The organism is Bacillus sp. EB106-08-02-XG196, from assembly GCF_013396335.1.
Taxonomy (GTDB): Bacteria; Bacillota; Bacilli; order Bacillales; family Cytobacillaceae; genus Neobacillus.
Genome location: NZ_JABWSY010000015.1, coordinates 32,186 through 48,053, shown reverse-complemented (window position 1 = coordinate 48,053; position 15,868 = coordinate 32,186). Strand labels below are relative to the sequence as shown.

The 15,868-nt window shown below is 36.2% G+C and carries 17 protein-coding genes; 15 read left to right on the top strand and 2 right to left on the bottom strand.

The genetic code is table 11. From position 1 onward, the window contains the following. Positions 1 to 18: 18 nt before the first annotated feature. Both MLOOGBEN_RS21720 and nagZ read left to right on the top strand, forming a co-directional pair. Complete coding sequence (locus MLOOGBEN_RS21720; RefSeq protein ID WP_179160372.1) at positions 19 to 510, top strand: hypothetical protein; 492 nt, start codon at positions 19 to 21, stop codon at positions 508 to 510. A gap of 452 nt (positions 511 to 962) precedes the next feature. Next, positions 963 to 2,690, top strand: a complete 1,728-nt coding sequence (gene nagZ, locus MLOOGBEN_RS21715) for a beta-N-acetylhexosaminidase (RefSeq protein WP_179160371.1) — start codon at positions 963 to 965, stop codon at positions 2,688 to 2,690. Positions 2,691 to 2,836: 146 nt separating this feature from the next. Here nagZ and MLOOGBEN_RS21710 read toward each other — a convergent pair whose 3' ends face one another. Further along, positions 2,837 to 3,406 carry a nucleotidyltransferase family protein gene (locus MLOOGBEN_RS21710; RefSeq protein WP_179160370.1) on the bottom strand — a complete coding sequence of 190 codons (570 nt, stop codon included), beginning with the start codon at positions 3,404 to 3,406 and terminating at the stop codon, positions 2,837 to 2,839. A gap of 176 nt (positions 3,407 to 3,582) precedes the next feature. After that, positions 3,583 to 4,836, bottom strand: coding sequence for a sensor histidine kinase (locus MLOOGBEN_RS21705; protein ID WP_179160369.1), 1,254 nt, complete (start codon positions 4,834 to 4,836; stop codon positions 3,583 to 3,585). 499 nt (positions 4,837 to 5,335) lie between these two features. Between MLOOGBEN_RS21705 and MLOOGBEN_RS21700 the strand changes: the two genes are divergently transcribed. The 13 genes from MLOOGBEN_RS21700 (at position 5,336) to MLOOGBEN_RS21650 (ending at position 15,738) form a co-directional block, all read left to right on the top strand. Next, on the top strand, positions 5,336 to 5,656 hold the full coding sequence (locus MLOOGBEN_RS21700) for a hypothetical protein (protein ID WP_179160368.1): 321 nt from the start codon (positions 5,336 to 5,338) through the stop codon (positions 5,654 to 5,656). Positions 5,657 to 5,660: 4 nt separating this feature from the next. Beyond that, a complete protein-coding gene (locus MLOOGBEN_RS29445) occupies positions 5,661 to 5,792 on the top strand; it encodes a hypothetical protein (RefSeq protein ID WP_256989214.1) in 132 nt (43 codons plus the stop codon). A gap of 203 nt (positions 5,793 to 5,995) precedes the next feature. After that, a complete protein-coding gene (locus MLOOGBEN_RS21695) occupies positions 5,996 to 6,940 on the top strand; it encodes an aldo/keto reductase family protein (protein ID WP_179160367.1) in 945 nt (314 codons plus the stop codon). A 340-nt stretch (positions 6,941 to 7,280) separates the two neighbouring features. Beyond that, on the top strand, positions 7,281 to 9,077 hold the full coding sequence (locus tag MLOOGBEN_RS21690; protein WP_179160366.1) for a M3 family oligoendopeptidase: 1,797 nt from the start codon (positions 7,281 to 7,283) through the stop codon (positions 9,075 to 9,077). 320 nt (positions 9,078 to 9,397) lie between these two features. Further along, on the top strand, positions 9,398 to 9,571 hold the full coding sequence (locus MLOOGBEN_RS28980) for a hypothetical protein (RefSeq protein WP_218781286.1): 174 nt from the start codon (positions 9,398 to 9,400) through the stop codon (positions 9,569 to 9,571). Between the two features lie 333 nt (positions 9,572 to 9,904). Next, complete coding sequence (locus tag MLOOGBEN_RS21685) at positions 9,905 to 10,828, top strand: DnaD domain-containing protein (protein ID WP_179160365.1); 924 nt, start codon at positions 9,905 to 9,907, stop codon at positions 10,826 to 10,828. Next, positions 10,825 to 12,087, top strand: a complete 1,263-nt coding sequence (locus MLOOGBEN_RS21680; protein ID WP_179160364.1) for a replicative DNA helicase — start codon at positions 10,825 to 10,827, stop codon at positions 12,085 to 12,087. The genes MLOOGBEN_RS21685 and MLOOGBEN_RS21680 overlap by 4 nt, the downstream gene beginning before the upstream one ends. 68 nt (positions 12,088 to 12,155) lie before the next feature. Beyond that, positions 12,156 to 12,581 carry a hypothetical protein gene (locus tag MLOOGBEN_RS21675; RefSeq protein ID WP_179160363.1) on the top strand — a complete coding sequence of 142 codons (426 nt, stop codon included), beginning with the start codon at positions 12,156 to 12,158 and terminating at the stop codon, positions 12,579 to 12,581. Between the two features lie 23 nt (positions 12,582 to 12,604). Beyond that, a complete protein-coding gene (locus MLOOGBEN_RS21670; protein WP_179160362.1) occupies positions 12,605 to 13,189 on the top strand; it encodes a thermonuclease family protein in 585 nt (194 codons plus the stop codon). 125 nt (positions 13,190 to 13,314) lie between these two features. After that, positions 13,315 to 13,527, top strand: a complete 213-nt coding sequence (locus tag MLOOGBEN_RS21665; RefSeq protein ID WP_179160361.1) for a hypothetical protein — start codon at positions 13,315 to 13,317, stop codon at positions 13,525 to 13,527. Between the two features lie 53 nt (positions 13,528 to 13,580). Further along, entirely contained in the window at positions 13,581 to 14,048 is a 468-nt protein-coding gene (locus MLOOGBEN_RS21660; protein ID WP_179160360.1) for an ATP-binding protein, read from the top strand. Between the two features lie 161 nt (positions 14,049 to 14,209). After that, positions 14,210 to 15,301, top strand: a complete 1,092-nt coding sequence (locus MLOOGBEN_RS21655; RefSeq protein ID WP_256989213.1) for a DnaB helicase C-terminal domain-containing protein — start codon at positions 14,210 to 14,212, stop codon at positions 15,299 to 15,301. Between the two features lie 11 nt (positions 15,302 to 15,312). Next, positions 15,313 to 15,738, top strand: coding sequence for a hypothetical protein (locus MLOOGBEN_RS21650; protein WP_179160359.1), 426 nt, complete (start codon positions 15,313 to 15,315; stop codon positions 15,736 to 15,738). Positions 15,739 to 15,868: the final 130 nt, after the last annotated feature.

Below are 15,868 nucleotides of genomic sequence, written 5' to 3'. Positions count from 1 at the left end.
AATTTAAAAATACTAGTTTTGATGATTGGTACATTCTTCATTTCATTCTACATAATTGGATGTACAAAGAATGAGGAATCAAGCGGGGAAACAAAGATTTTCGAAATTGCCAATACAGAACAGGTCGTTGGTAATAAGGATGAAGAAGTGGTGACTCTTAGAAAGCATTACATGATTCTGAATCCACCAAAAGATTTAAAAGATTTGAAAGAATTAGTTGAAAAATACATTAAGAATCATCCAGTTGAAGGTGATATGAACGTAATAGAAGGAAAAAATAGGATTTTTTATATGTCCTTCTATAGGGAAAGTGACGATTTGCCAAGAGACTGGCAGCCTGATGAAAGTTACATGAATACGGACCGGATGGAACATCATAAACATGATCTTATTGCATCGATCATTTGGTCAGATGTTGAACCACAAAAAGAGTACAATGTTTATGATAAAAGTAAGGAAGGAAAGGTCATGAAGCGGATGCACTTTATTGAGGATGAGCTTGTTGAATGATACACTAACCATAGACTAACATATAAAACATAGGTGCTAAACACAGACGACCGGTACATTTGTACGTTATATAGGACATACAATAACATGAGAATATGTCATAATAACAAGTGTTTTCTACTTCGGTAGAAGGCGCTTTTTTTTCATTATTAATTCGTTGTCGTACCAGAAGGCGCTGCTGTTTTATATGCGTTGTTTGAATACGGGATAACCGTTACCGTTTACATAGCCCCTGAAATAATCGGTAAGTTCTATCGGTTGAATAATAAGAGTGTGTTTCGGTTACACAAATTAGAATGACTTTATCAATTATAAGATAAATTAATAATTATCATTATACAGGCTTCAGATAAAAAGTAACCCTGAATGCCCTCATTATATTTAGGTGGTCTCATTTTGGAATAGCAGGGTTATTATGGCGTAATGATAAAGGTAGAAAGGGGAATTGGAATATGAATAGAAAGAGAGCTTCTCGAAATAAGCTACGTATTTTTACGATTCTACTTTTAATGTTTGCCGTAATCATTGGAGTTTATGATGCAATCAAAGAAAATGATAGCGAACAGACGCCAGTTAAAGAAAGCCCAAATATAACAAAGCCATCCGATAGCACAGTGGATTCAAATCTTGAGAAATTAGTAGAAGAAACATTTACCTTATCGAAGGTAGGGAAGGTTCCGAACATTCCCTTTGTTTCCGGAAAAACAGAATGGAAGGAAGTAACCAAAGAGTGGGGAAAAGCAGACCATATTTCGGAAACTGCTAAAGGCAGGTATGAGGAATACGAAAGTCATCATTCTACAATCGGCTATGTGGATCAGACTGTAAATGATATACGATCTTATGATTCTGAACTACAAAATATTTCTTTTAATGATATTAAGAAAATTGGTGGAGAACCCGATGATATTCGATACTATAAAGATTCAACACATGACCAAATGATTCTTGTTTATCATGGAACCACTTCTACTGATTTATTATGGGTTTTACCAGTAAAAACAGAACAAGAGCCCAATCCTAAAGTTGACCATATTTCACTCTATACACCGCTTGAAAAAATACTAAATCAACAAGAAGACCAAACCATTTCAGAAGTACTATCTAAAATGAGCTTAGAAGATAAAATAGGGCAGATGATTCTTGCTGGAATTTTCGGGACCACTTTGGATACAAACGCAAAAAATTTAATAAGCCAATTCCATGTTGGAGGAATTATTTTTTACAAAAATAATTTTGAAACTCCGGAACAAACCGTTCAACTTGTGAATCAACTGAAGGCTGGAAATAGCTCGAACCTACCGCTTTTTTTAAGCGTTGACCAAGAAGGAGGAAAAGTAACAAGATTGCCAGGAGGTCTTGTAAACTTTCCTCCAAATAATCAGATTGGAGACGTAAATGATCCTGAGTTTTCTTATAAAGTCGGATCACTTTTAGGCTATGAATTAAAAGAATTTGGATTAAATCTCAATTTTGCACCTGTACTTGATATTAACAGCAATCCAAATAACCCTGTTATTGGGGATCGATCATTTGGGAACAATTCGGAAATTGTAAGTACACTTGGCATTCAAACGATGAAAGGGATTCAGTCGCAAAATGTCATCCCTACAATCAAGCATTTTCCTGGACATGGAGGTACATCGGTTGATTCTCATCTGGAACTCCCAATTGTAAATAAAAGCCTTAAGGAACTGAAAGAACTAGAGTTAATTCCGTTTAAACGTGCGATTGATGACGGTGCAGATGTTGTGATGGTCGCACATATCTTATTGCCTGAATTGGATAAAATCAATCCAGCGTCCATGTCAAAAGCTGTTATGACGGACATTCTTAGAAAACAACTTAATTTCACAGGAGTAATCATAACGGACGATATGACAATGGGAGCCATTGTAGAACATTTTGATATTGGCAAAGCAGCGGTAGAATCAGTAAAGGCAGGAAGCGATATTATTTTAATAGGACATGACTATAATAAGGTTGTAAAGATTATTTCCTCTTTAAAAACGGCTGTTGAAAATGGTGAAATTTCCGAACAAAGATTAAATGAAAGTGTTGAAAGAATTATTCAACTAAAAAGGAAATATAGCTTGAACGATAATAAAGTAGAAAATCCTAACATCAGTGAAATCAATCAATCCATCAATAGTCTTCTGAATCATTATTTACATGAATGATTCAAATATCTTTGTTGTAGGTTAAAAGTTTAAATGTAAAGCCTAGTTTATTTGGACTAGGCTATTTTTTATTTTGGAAAAATCAAAACATACAGCGGTCTATATTATAAGAAGTATAAAACAAGCCATTTCAATGATGAAACGGCTTAATGGAGTTGGTGGACTTTAATCTTTGGCCAAATCGATTTCCAATTCTTTTTTATTATTCGCTCGTTGTAAATGGCACCGAGTTCTTTTGTTTCAGTAAAATAGGGAGTCGGTTTCACCTCTAAATGGATGACATCCTCTAATCCCCAGGGAGCAGTAAGAACTAAATGATTCTCCTTGTCGAGTTTCACTCCTAGAGCTGTCGCAGTTTCTGGAAACCTTGAAATAGCATCCTCAGAAGAAGTGTAGGGAGGGAGATTATTAATGATGTGCATTCTTGCTTGATTTTTCACGGACCAAGGGATAGTAGGCATCATGCTTACAAGCTTATTTTCTAGTTCCTTTTCAACATGCTCATCCATGTTGTTATGATCAAAATAGATGACATCGACATCTGGGGTCGCAGTTCTTTCATTAAAGCCATGCAGGGTGTCCCATATTTTTGAACGCACAAAACCTGCACAAATCCACCAGTCAGGTAAATTCAGTGTGCTTGCAACCTTAATAATTTCCATCATTTTACCATCGATTCGGATTAGTTTTATTACATCTTCTTTATTCTTTAACATCTAATTTTACCCCCCTTGCTCCAGAACGTATATTCCTATCCTAACTCGTTATAGTGTTAGGATAGGAATATTCCACTAAAAATTCCTATTATTCTACGAATATAAAAATAAAATTTTCAGAATTTTAATTGTTTTTGTTACAACATACAATATCTAGATGGCACCTGGCACCTTGTTCATGAAGTATAAATAGGAAGTGTTATTCTTATCGTTGTTCCTTTATTTAAAACACTATTTATCTTAATTTTCCCATGCATTGTCTCTATTGTTTTTACAACAACCATTGAACCTAATCCAGTCCCCTTTTCTTTAGTGCTGTAATAAGGTTCGCCAAAACGGTTTATTTGTTCTTTGGTCATTCCAACACCGTTATCGCTTATCTCGATAATGATATCGAATTTACTTACGAGTGTAACTAAACTAAGCTCCCCACCGTTTGGCATAGCCTCTATACTATTTTTAATCAGGTTTAAAAAACATTGCTTGAAATGTTGAATATTTCCGCGTGTAATTCCTGGCACTAACTCTTCTGATATCTTCACCGATTTCATATTAGCCAATGGTTTCGTCATTTCAATAATACTTCTTATTTCACGATCTATTAAAATAATACCTATATCTTCGGTTGCAGGTTTTGCATATGCTAAGTATTCACTAATAATTGTCTCTGCAGATTTAAGCTCTCTAACCACATGTTGAAAGTACTGTTCTCTAACTTCTTGAGAAAGGTTAGGGGCTTTTAGGAGATCAATAAACCCCTTTACAACTGTTAAAGGATTTCTAACTTCGTGGGAAATACTCGCTGCTAACTGGCTAACAACTTCCATCTTTTCTAGCTTTGCTATTTTTGACTTTATACTAATTGCGTCACTTAATATTTCTATTATATATACAACGAAAAACATGACTACTGGAGGAAGGAAAATAAAATAAAACATATAAGCTTCAGTCACCCTAAATGAATCAGATATGATAACAGCAATAGAAGTTGTTAGTATTCCAAGACACAAAGATAACAGAACTGAGAAAATAAGCTTATTTTTTCTGTTGAACATGCTGAACTTTTTTGAAAGTAGTGCCGTTATAATAAAGATCACGATATAAACAATAAGAGTTAGAGAATTGAATCCATAAATAAAAAATCTAATCGCCAACGAAATTATCAACAAGGCAGCCCCGACAGGCCATCCGCCATAAAGTATACCAATTAAAAAAGGAATTTGCCTTAAATCATGAACACAATATTCATCAATATAAATAGGGAATTTCATACATAAAATACTTGGTAAACTCATGCATGCTGTAATAAGGGTTTTTTGATAATTTTTAAGCGTTTTAAAATTATCAATTAAAACGAAGAAAACAAAAATACTTACTAAAATGTAAAACAAGTTATCTAAAACATTTTGATTAATATAAATGAAGTCCATAGTAAATATCCTTTGTCAAAATTTATTAACATATTTAATTATAAGGGATAAGTCCAATAAAAGAGAGATTTTTTTATTTAAGTGAAAAACTCCCAAAAATGGATATCTTTATAGAAATAGATCTGAGTTTTTTTCTTATTAATTGAAGGAACATGCGAGAATGGTGTTGGTGCTAACTAGATCTTGAGCCTCCGTCAAATTATATTTGATATTCATATTTATTAATCTGAACCATTAGTTCCCCTAAAAAATATTGATTTCGAAAAATATTTTATTAATAGATTTGGATATTTGCGACCACGGATTTCAAAGAAACATATGATGAGGGATCCTTGTTCATTATTGAAGTAAAGAGACAGGATAATGAAATAAAAAGGGAAAATTCCCCCAAATTACAGAAATTGTTTGTTTAAGTATATAAAAAATGAAAGAAATATTAAGCCAGTACTTGAGTCAGGATGGATTGCTACGACAATACCTATTATAAGGAGGTTCTAGAATGGTATTTTTTAAAGTGTTAAAAGCTATTTTTGGAAAACAAGGAAATAATAATAATGTGATAAATGAAAAAGAAAAATTTGTAATAGATTTCCTTAGAATGAATCAAGAGGTAACATTAAATATATATATAAGAGCTAGGTACAGTCGGATTAACAATCGGCTTGATTCAGCAAAAGCTCTTAATTTCCTAGATACTAACTTGAGTGCAGGCACTTTTAATCCGTTCAAAGAAACTCTCTCCCTTTTTCAGAGCCCTTTGTCTATTTTATTCATATTTTTTGAGTCAAATAGAATTAAAAAAATAAAAAAGAATAGGTGAGAACATGAGTCAATTATCCGAATTTGTATCCAAGCATCATCATCAAAATGTTGAGGAATTAAAAGAATTACTTCGTATTCCAAGCATTAGTTCCTTATCTGAGCATAAAGAGGATATTCAAAAAGCAACTTCCTAGATCGCCAATAAGTTAGAAAACATTGGAATGGAACACTTGAAGCTAAAAGCTTTGAGTGTTTTTATTTACTAAAAAATAAATCAACCTGTCCTTTTCCATCTTTTAATCCAATCCTGCAGTATTTCATAATTGTAAAAATAGTCCAAATTTTATATAGTTTATCTGAAGGTCATTTTCTTATTATCCAGGGAGGTATGTTTTCGATGAAGTACAGACGTTTAGGGAATAGTGGGTTAAAGGTAAGTGAAATTAGTTTAGGAAGCTGGTTAACCTACGGGAAAACGGTTGAAGATAACACTGCTGAGAAAACAATACATAAAGCATATGAACTAGGGATTAACTTCTTTGATTCTGCCAATGTTTACGAGCGTGGTGAAGGTGAACGGGTTATGGCTGGGGCTTTAAAGGAATATCCACGTGAATCCTATGTCATTACGACAAAAGCGTTCTGGCCAATGGGTGAAGGTCCGAATGATCGCGGTTTATCGAGGAAGCATGTGATTGAACAAGCCAATGCGAGCTTGAAGCGAATGAACTTAGATTATGTTGATATTTTTTACTGTCACCGCTATGATCAAGAAACGCCAGTTGAAGAAACGTTGAGAGCCATTGATGATTTAATCCGTCAAGGAAAGATTCTTTATGCTGGTGTAAGTGAATGGAGTGCGGCTCAGATTGAAGAGGCAGTCCGTGTGGCTGATAAATTCCTTTTAGATCGAATTGTTGTGAACCAGCCTGTATATAACATGTTAAACCGCTATATTGAAAAGGAAGTTATTCCGGTGAGTTCAAAGCATGGGATTGGACAAGTTGTCTTTTCTCCTCTTGCTCAGGGGATTTTAACAGGAAAATATAAAGGAAATACCATTCCAGAAGATAGCCGTGCCTCAAACGCAGAAATCAACAACTTCATGAAGGGGATGTTGACTGAGACTACCTTTACTAAGGTGGACCAGTTAGAGAAAATCGCCAAGGAATTAGAAATCACTCTACCTAGCCTTGCGTTAGCATGGATTTTACGTCAGCCAAATGTTTCAAGCGCATTAATTGGTGCAAGTAGACCAAGCCAAGTAGAAGAAAATGTCAAAGCCGTTGAAATTGAACTTACGAGTGAGGTTATTGAAAAAATTGAGGGGATATTGGCTTAAACCAATTTTAGATCGGACTTTTGAAAAGTAAGTAGTTCAATTTTTGAGGAAAAATAACATACCATTATAAATAGAGTGCTAAAGCTTTTAAGGTTTTAGCACTCTATTTTTGTTGATTTATTAATATTATACAAGAATAAGCAGAATTATCGATGTTTCTAGAAATAGAATTACCAAATTAATAGAAGAAAAAAATGATTTGAATAACGTGACAGAAGAGTTGAACAAGAGACATTGATCCTAAAAAAATCATTGAACGAATTTTTTAACTCTAAAATATGTTATGATAGGAATGCATGTTCGTTTTTTTATAAAGCATACATATTAGGGGAAGTAAATAATGGAGAAAAAAATCTATCCGAAAGTTTGGAATCTAGATAAGGTTTTTATGGGTGGAGGAAAATCAAGTGAATTTTTAGATCATATCAATCGATTAGAAGCTCTTGTTCTTGACCTAGAAGGTAGAGTTCATTCATTAATTACTCCACTTTCAACAAACGAAGTAATGAAAGTGGTAGATTTAATAGAAAACGTCGGTAACATTCGCTTGTATGTATCGCAAGCTACTTCGTTTATCACTTGTCTCCTTGCACAAAATCCAAAGGATCAAGATGCAGCTATTTTACGAGGCAAGATTGCTCAAAAAGAATCTCGTTATGAAAAAGAATTATCGAAAGTAAAGAAGATATTAACATATACAAAGGAAGATGTTTGGGAAAGTTTACTAGAGACCGAAGAATTAAAAGAATATAGATTTATTCTAAACGAATGGCGTGAAAATGCAGATAAGAATTTGTCTGAAGAGGAGCTAAATTTAATCTCGGATCTCATGGTTGATGGGTACCATGCTTGGGGACAATTCTATAATGATCTAGTAAGTGGTATTAGCGTAAAGATTCTTATTAATGGAAAAGAAGAAAATCTATCAGTTGGACAAGCCATTAACTTGCGGTCGCATCCTATTGAAGAAGTCCGTAGGGAAGCTCATTATGTATTAGAATCTATATGGAAAGAGAAAGAAGAATTATTCAGTAAAATAATCAATCACATTGCTGGCTTTCGTATACAAGTAAATAGCCAACGGGGGATAAAAAGTGCCATAGAAGATCCTTTGAAAAAGAACAGAATGAAGGAAGAAACGCTGAATACGATGTGGGCAGTGATTAGTAAATATAAACAACCTTTCTCGAATTACTTGAAGCGAAAAGCTGAAATGATAAGCGGATCTAGTATGAAGGCTTATAACTTTTGGGCTCCCGTTACAAAAAGTAATCAAGAGATAAAATTCGAGGAAGCTGCTACACTGATTACGGAACATTTTAGTCAGTTTGGAACCGAATTGGAAGGCTTCGTGAAGCAAGCTTTCTATGAAGGTTGGATAGAGGCAGAAAATCGTCCAAATAAGTCCGCTATTCCGTTTTGTGCTGGCTTTCCACTCACAGGTAAATCAAGAGTTTTTATGACATTTAGCGGCACTTTTTTAAATGTGTTAACGCTTGTGCATGAACTTGGGCATGCTTTCCATAATCATGCCATGAAGTCTGTTAATGCGTTGAATAAGCGTTATCCGTTAAGTATTGCTGAAACCGCTTCAACCTTTGCCGAAATGATTATTTTTGATGCAGCTATGAAAAAGGCAAATTCAAAAGAAGAAAAACTATTTATACTCGATGAAAAATTAAAACGCAGTGTAATGAACTTTATGAATATTCATTCGAGGTTCTTATTCGAACAGAGATTTTACAAGGAACGTAATGGAGGTATTGTTTCAGCCCATCGACTAAATCAGTTAATGGAAGAATCAATAAAAGAGGCGTATGCTGATTCCCTAGAACAACCTTCCATTTATTCTTGGGTTTGGACACCACACTACTATATTACTCAATCGCCTTTTTATAATTTCCCATATACTTTTGGATATTTATTTGCATTGGGCATTTACGTAAAGGCAAAGGAAAAAGGAAAAGAATTTGAAAAAGATTATTTAGCCTTACTTCGCGATTCAGGAAGTATGACTGTGGAAGATTTAGTTATGAAGCATTTAGGAGAAGATATTACTTCAGAGGAATTCTGGGAAAAAGGGATGGAATTATGCGTACAAGATGCAGAAGAATTCATTAAATTAACATCTTCTTAGATTGTTGGATTAGCAGGATTCTGTATGTACCTATCAATCTTAGAAATATGGAAATACCCCAAAAATGGCTTGGAGATTGCCTCCAAGCCATTTTGCTTTGAGGTTAACAAAGTCGATCGAAAGTGTCCATTTGTCACCGATTGATTCATGTAACCACCATAAATAAATTCGCTTCAATTCTGAAACAAGTGTTGACAAGTGTTTACTTGAAATTAAGGGGTGAGGCATACCTCACTGACTCAATTTATTCTAGAGGTGAGAGGTTATATTCAGCAAGGAAATACCTGGACACGATACATTTACGATTCGTTGTACGATACGTGGACAAGAAGAAGAAAAAGAAGAAAGAAAAAGAAAAAGAAAAACAACAAGAAGTTTTTCAGCCAATAATTGATCGTAATCAAAAAGGGATCATCCGTCGCAGAACACAGAGGAACTTGTTGTTGTTAAAGAAATTATTGAGTTTTGGAGATCACTGGATTCGGTTATATTGAATTTTTTGTTTCCCATTTCCCTATTAGCTACTTCCTCCCCATGTATCACATATAAATGTTTGTTATGTTCCAATCCCCAAAAGCGCACGGACCCTTAAGGTTGTATGAGTACCTTTCTATATTCATTCTGGTACTTTTTGATTGCCAACAAATTTTTTTACAGATTTTAAGCGTGTTAGAGACCCTTTCTTATCAAAAGTTTTAAAAATAGACCAATAGAACCGTCCCCATGGTCTTCCCATGGTCTTTTTTTGAAATGACCCTGTCCTTTTTCTACTTTTTTCAATATATAGAGGGTGAAGGTATTTTATGAGATGAAGGGTTGTGTTGTGGATGGGTAAGTTTAGAAAGGTGCGCTGTGATTTTTGGATGGATCCGATTGTTTCTGAGGAGATGACGCCGGAGGATCGATATTTTTATTTATATCTTTTAACAAATTCACGTACTACTCAAATTGGAATCTATCAGATTACGAAGAAACAAATGGCTTTTGATATGGGCTATTCCATTGAAAGTGTTCATTCGTTAATGGAACGATTCATCACGCACCACCAGTTGATTCGCTACAATCCTGAAACGAGAGAGCTTGCGATTAAAACATGGGGCGACACTAACTTTGATAAAGCCGGGAAACCCATGATGGATTGTATTTTATCTGAATTAAAAAACGTGAGAGATTCCTCATTGATACCATTTGTTCTGGAATCGGTCCAAAAAATGGAATTCCGTAATCTATATGAATCATTTTGTAATAAAGAAGAGTTTACCTCCAGCAAGGAAGTTAATGAACTAGATGAAAATAATACATACATAGCACCACAATGGAAAGTTCCAGAAGCTGCCTTTTCTAATGGTCCTTCGATAGATAGACAAGAAGATAAGGAAGAAGAAAACCAACAAGTAGATGTTAAAGAAATTATCGAGTTCTGGGATAAAAATGGATTTGGCTATACAAACGTGAATGCTAAAGAGCAGCTGTTATCCTGGTTAGATGATTCTGGCTTTTTACATCCGAAAGCCGTGATTCTAAAGGCGTTGAATATTGCAAGTGCCAATAACAAACGAAGGCTGAGTTATGTAGTTGGGATTCTGAAAAACTGGCAAAATGAATCTTTACTATCGGTAGAAGAAATTGATGACTATCAAGAGAACCAAAAGACTGTATCAAAGTATAAGAAAGCAACGGAATCGGTTCCTGGCGGGAGATATATTCCACGTGGATTTGACCTTGATATTACGGATGGTGAAGATTGGTGAGTATCGCGGAAAAAGCGTTTTTAGGAAGTTTGATCAAGGCAGAGTACTTACTAAAGGATACCGTGATTCAGCCTGAACAGCTGGAAAGTACACGGCATCAAGAATTAATGCGGAGAATGCTGGAATTCACCCGGTCAGGCAGAAATATTGATTTAATCTCTTTGAGCACCTTGCCTGACCTTGAATACTTCGGTGGAATGTCCTATCTAGCTGAGTTGCAATCGTATGGTGATCTCGAGAAATTCGAGAATATGGAGAAACTCATTCTTACTCAATGGAAGGATCGGGAAAAAAGAAACATTTTAACACGGGCGGTTGTGAATGATTGGGATATTGCTAAGGTTACTACACAATTGGATAAAATCAACCAATCGAAAATGGAGGATCACACCTCCTTAAAACAGGCTTTGGCAGATGTGTATGAGGCACCCTGGGAGGACCCAATCCTCCTGAATACGGCTACAACAGGCATCCAAAAGCTTGATACCATGACCGGAGGCTTTCAGAATGGCGAAGTAACGATTCTAGCTGCGAGACCATCGATGGGGAAAACCGACGCAATGCTTCATTTTGCCAAAATGTCGGGTTTGGCTGGATTTCTGCCGCTCGTATTTTCTTTGGAGATGCCTGAAAAACTGATCACTTCTCGTCTTATTGCAGCCGCGGGGAATTTTAACCGTAGAAAAATGCGAGATCCGAAAAGAATGCTTAACCAAGACCAGAAGAATATCTGGTCAGATGTGATTGGTCATCTAGCTGAAACCAATATGCAACTATTTGATGGAGCAGGACAAACGGTGGCCGAAATGAGAGCGAAAACCCGAAAAATGATGCATCAATACCCACACAATAAACCGGTCATTTTTATCGATTACTTAACATTGATCCGCTCCAGTCAAGGTTACGGAGGGAATTCCCATCAACAAGTAACGGAAATATCTAAATCACTTAAAACAATGGCGAAGGATTTTGATTGCCCTGTCATTTGTTTGGCACAGCTTAATCGATCGGTTGAATCAAGGGCAGACAAACGGCCAATGATGTCTGATATTCGGGAATCAGGCAGTGTGGAACAGGATGCCGATGTCATTATGTTCCTGTATCGTGAATCCTATTATGACAAGGAAACAAACAATGATTCGCTCGAAATCATTGTATCGAAAAACAGGAATGGACCGGTTGGATCCACATTTGTGAATTACAACCAGAGTACGGGAGGAATAGAGGAAGAAAAGGAAGGGAGTATGCCAAGTGCATAATCTTCTATTAGCCATCTAAGAACGTAGAGCAGATAGGTTGAAAAATTCATTGAATAGGGTGGAAGGACATGTTAATAAAGGACGCTTACCAGGACAGTTTTCTATATGAAGAATCTTCATTGGCCCATTACATTCACTATTTACTGACAGAGAAGATCATTTCATTAGATGATGACATTTCCAAACTAGATTTTGATCAAGCCAATCACCAGAAAGTGGCGGAAATGATTCGAAACAATGAATTATGCTTTAATAAAATTCGAGTCTACTCACTAAAAGTGAACCAAAGGGATTTTGTCTTTATCTTTGCCTTTAGTGAGGAAGAGGCTATCAAGTTTTATGTAAAAACATTCCATCAAAATCCAATGAATTGTCATGAATCTTTACTAGATTTCGAGTTTTATAGAGGAAATGAAGTAATTTCATTTCGAGACATGAGGAGGGAATTCGAGAGTTTTCCGGAGATAGCGGGATATTTTTCGCGGGAGTGCTGAATGTAGGAAGGGAGGGATTAGCCATGAGAAAAGAAACGAGAGGCATTGCCATGATCGCAGCAGCTGCTTGTTTAGCATTTTATTCATACCCAATAGAGAAAGAAGAACATGTGGTAGAGAACGCCCTTCCCGTAACCGAAAATCAAGTAAGAAAAGTCCCCATAAGGTTAGTAGAAATCATCGATGGAGATACCATTAGAGGAATGGTTAACGGTAAACTGGAAACAGTCCGATATTTATTGATTGATACACCGGAATCGAAAAATCCCAAAACATGTGTACAATTCTATGCTAAGGAAGCGTTTCTTCGGAATCAGGAGTTAGCTAATAGTGGAGAAATAACAATAGAGTTAGAAGAAGGAAACACAAGAGATGCTTACGGAAGATTGCTAGCCTATGTGTATGTGGACGGAGAATCCATTCAAGGGACACTGCTGAGAGAAGGCTATGCACGAGTAGCTTATATCATGAATCCACCCTATAAATACCTTGAACACTTAAGGAAAGAGGAGAATATAGCAATAAGAAAAAATATTAATATCTGGAGCAGGTTGAATTTTGTGAGCAACCGGGGATTTAATGGATGTTTGTATAACCCCCAAATGTAGAGCAAGCGTGTTGCGATTCTATTGAAGAGTTAGAAAAAATCGAGTCTGACTATAAAGAAAAGTGTAAGTGGAATGACAAAATTGAGCAGTTAGAAGTACAGATTGTCGAACTGGGTAACGGTCAAATGCTGGATGACCTGTTGGTAGAGGCGGGTCTTGCAAATAAGGATACGCTTGATATTGATCTTGAAGAAGTTCTAGAAGAATTGGAAAAATTGGATAAAGCTCGATCTGAAATGGAACAAGCACATGGTGTTGTAAAAAATGAGTACACCGAAAAAATTGAAGGGACAAACTATGCAACGGTAAAAGCAGTGGAAAAAAACAAAGTAAGCTAGCAGCCATTGCAGAGTACACCGATGAATACATCAATTATAAGTTAGCTTCAGTCTTGTTACAAAAAGGGATAGAATACTATCGCGAAAACAATCAAAGCACCATCCTAAATCGGGCAAGCGAAATTTTTAATCGACTAACATTAGGATCCTTTGATGGATTAACCGTCGACTATGACAAAAAAGACCAACCCATTATCATGGGGGTTCGCAATCAGGATGAAAAGGTAGAAGTTTCAGGTATGATTGATGGTACAACCGATCAGTTATACCTCGCCCTACGAATTGCAAGCATCGAACAGTATGTAAAAGACAATGAACCAATCCCTTTCATATTGGATGACATTCTCGTCCACTTTGATGACGAAAGGTCCAAGGAAACATTAAAAGTACTACTGGAACTATCCAAACACACACAAATCGTATTCTTCACGCATCATTACAGTTTGATTGAACTAATAAATGCAGTTACAACTGAAAGTACTTCCTATCAGTTAAAAGAACTCAATACTATAACGGTATAGTGTGTAAATTATTATAGCATCAATTTCCTACATGGTAGCATCTGGCATTTTGCAGGTGCTACCATGTCTTTATTTTTCTACACATTGGAAATGAACATTTTTGAATCATCTTTAGTTTAGGAACTCCAGAGGGACGGTTCGAGAATAATGATTTAATCTCCTTGGCATCTTTGCTTGACCTTGAGTTCTTTGGTGGAATGTCCTATCTGTCTGAACTGTTATCATACGCGAATCTTGAGAAATTCGAGTCTACGGAGGAGCTCATTCTTTCTTCGTGGAAGGAGCGAGAAAAAAGGAATATCTTAACAGTGGCAGCAGTGAGCGATTGGGAGATTTCGAAAATTACCACCGAACTGGATAAAATTAATCAATGTAAAATGAAGGATCATACCTCCTTAACACAGGCATTGGCAGATATGTATGAGGCACCTTGGGAAGACCCAATCGTTCTGAATACAGCCACAACAGGGATCCTAAAGCTCGATGTGATGACCGGGGGTTTTCAGAATGGAGAAGTAACCATTCTGGCAGCAAGACCCTCCATGGGAAAAACGGATGTTATGCTTCATTTCGCCAAAATGTCGGGCTGGGCCGGGTTCCTACCGTTGCTATTTTCTTTGGAAATGCCGGAAAAGCTGATAACCTCTCGACTCATTGCTTCGACTGGAAACATTAACCGAAGAAAAATGCGAGATTTGAAAAGGATGCTGAATCAAGACCAAAAGAATTCCTGGTCCGATGTTCTCGGTCAACTAGCTAAAACCAATATACAAATTTTTGATGGAGCTGGGCAAAGTATTGCCGAAATTAGAGCGAAAACGAGGAAAATGATCCACCAATTTCCATTCAAGAAACCGGTCATTTTTATTGATTACTTAACATTGATCTCTTCAAGTCAAGTGTACGGAGGGAATTCCCATCAACAAGTAACGGAAATATCCAAATCACTTAAAACAATGGCAAAAGACTTTGATTGCCCCGTAATATGTTTGGCACAGCTTAATCGATCGGTAGAATCGAGAGCAGATAAAAAGCCGATGATGTCTGATATTCGGGAATCAGGTAGTGTGGAACAGGATGCCGATGTCATTTTGTTTCTGTATCGTGAATCCTATTATGACAAGGAAACTAAGAATCCTTCCCTTGAGATCATTGTATCGAAAAATCGAAATGGTCCAGTGGGGTCAGCGTTTGTGGATTACAACGAGCATACAGGAAAAATCGAGGACCCAAAGGATAAAAACAGAGAATAGGGTGGTAGATGGTGTTAATAAATGACGCTTACTTTGATTGTTTTCTATATGAAGATTCTTCATTGGCCCATTATATTCACCATTTACAAGAAGAGAAGAAAGTTTCTTTAGAGGATGACATTTCCAAATTAAATTTTGATCTAGCAAACCACCAGCAAGTGGCAGAAATGATTCGAACCAATGTATTAGGAATCAATAAGGTTCGAGTTTACTCATTAAAGATGAACCAGAGGGATTTTGTCTTTATCTTTGCCCTTAGTGAGGAGGAAGCCATTCAATTTTATGAAAAAACCTTTCATCAAAAGCCGTTGAACTGTCATGAATCTTTACTAGACTTCGAGTTTTATAGAGGAATGGAGGTGGTCTCGTTTCGTGACATGAAGAAGGATTCCGGGGGTATCCCAGCAATAGCGGGATATTTTTCGCGTGAGAGGTGAATGTACCATGGGATGGTTCTCACTGTTCAAATTAATAAAAAGTAGTTCAGTAGAAGCGTCTCCAAGGTCCATGATAAAGGGATCTTAATGATCTGTTCGTTTTTAGAATTAATCTGAATAGATAGGCAAG

Bases quoted from the DNA above. Each gene is read 5' to 3' on its own strand.
- MLOOGBEN_RS29445 (WP_256989214.1), top strand. From the start codon at position 5,661: ATGAGTCAATTATCCGAATTTGTATCCAAGCATCATCATCAAAATGTT.
- MLOOGBEN_RS21665 (WP_179160361.1), top strand. From the start codon at position 13,315: ATGCTGGATGACCTGTTGGTAGAGGCGGGTCTTGCAAATAAGGATACG.
- MLOOGBEN_RS21710 (WP_179160370.1), bottom strand. From the start codon at position 3,406: ATGTTAAAGAATAAAGAAGATGTAATAAAACTAATCCGAATCGATGGT.
- nagZ (WP_179160371.1), top strand. From the start codon at position 963: ATGAATAGAAAGAGAGCTTCTCGAAATAAGCTACGTATTTTTACGATT.
- MLOOGBEN_RS21700 (WP_179160368.1), top strand. From the start codon at position 5,336: ATGGTATTTTTTAAAGTGTTAAAAGCTATTTTTGGAAAACAAGGAAAT.
- MLOOGBEN_RS21690 (WP_179160366.1), top strand. From the start codon at position 7,281: ATGGAGAAAAAAATCTATCCGAAAGTTTGGAATCTAGATAAGGTTTTT.
- MLOOGBEN_RS21705 (WP_179160369.1), bottom strand. From the start codon at position 4,836: ATGGACTTCATTTATATTAATCAAAATGTTTTAGATAACTTGTTTTAC.
- MLOOGBEN_RS21675 (WP_179160363.1), top strand. From the start codon at position 12,156: ATGTTAATAAAGGACGCTTACCAGGACAGTTTTCTATATGAAGAATCT.
- MLOOGBEN_RS21695 (WP_179160367.1), top strand. From the start codon at position 5,996: ATGAAGTACAGACGTTTAGGGAATAGTGGGTTAAAGGTAAGTGAAATT.
- MLOOGBEN_RS21685 (WP_179160365.1), top strand. From the start codon at position 9,905: ATGGGTAAGTTTAGAAAGGTGCGCTGTGATTTTTGGATGGATCCGATT.
- MLOOGBEN_RS21670 (WP_179160362.1), top strand. From the start codon at position 12,605: ATGAGAAAAGAAACGAGAGGCATTGCCATGATCGCAGCAGCTGCTTGT.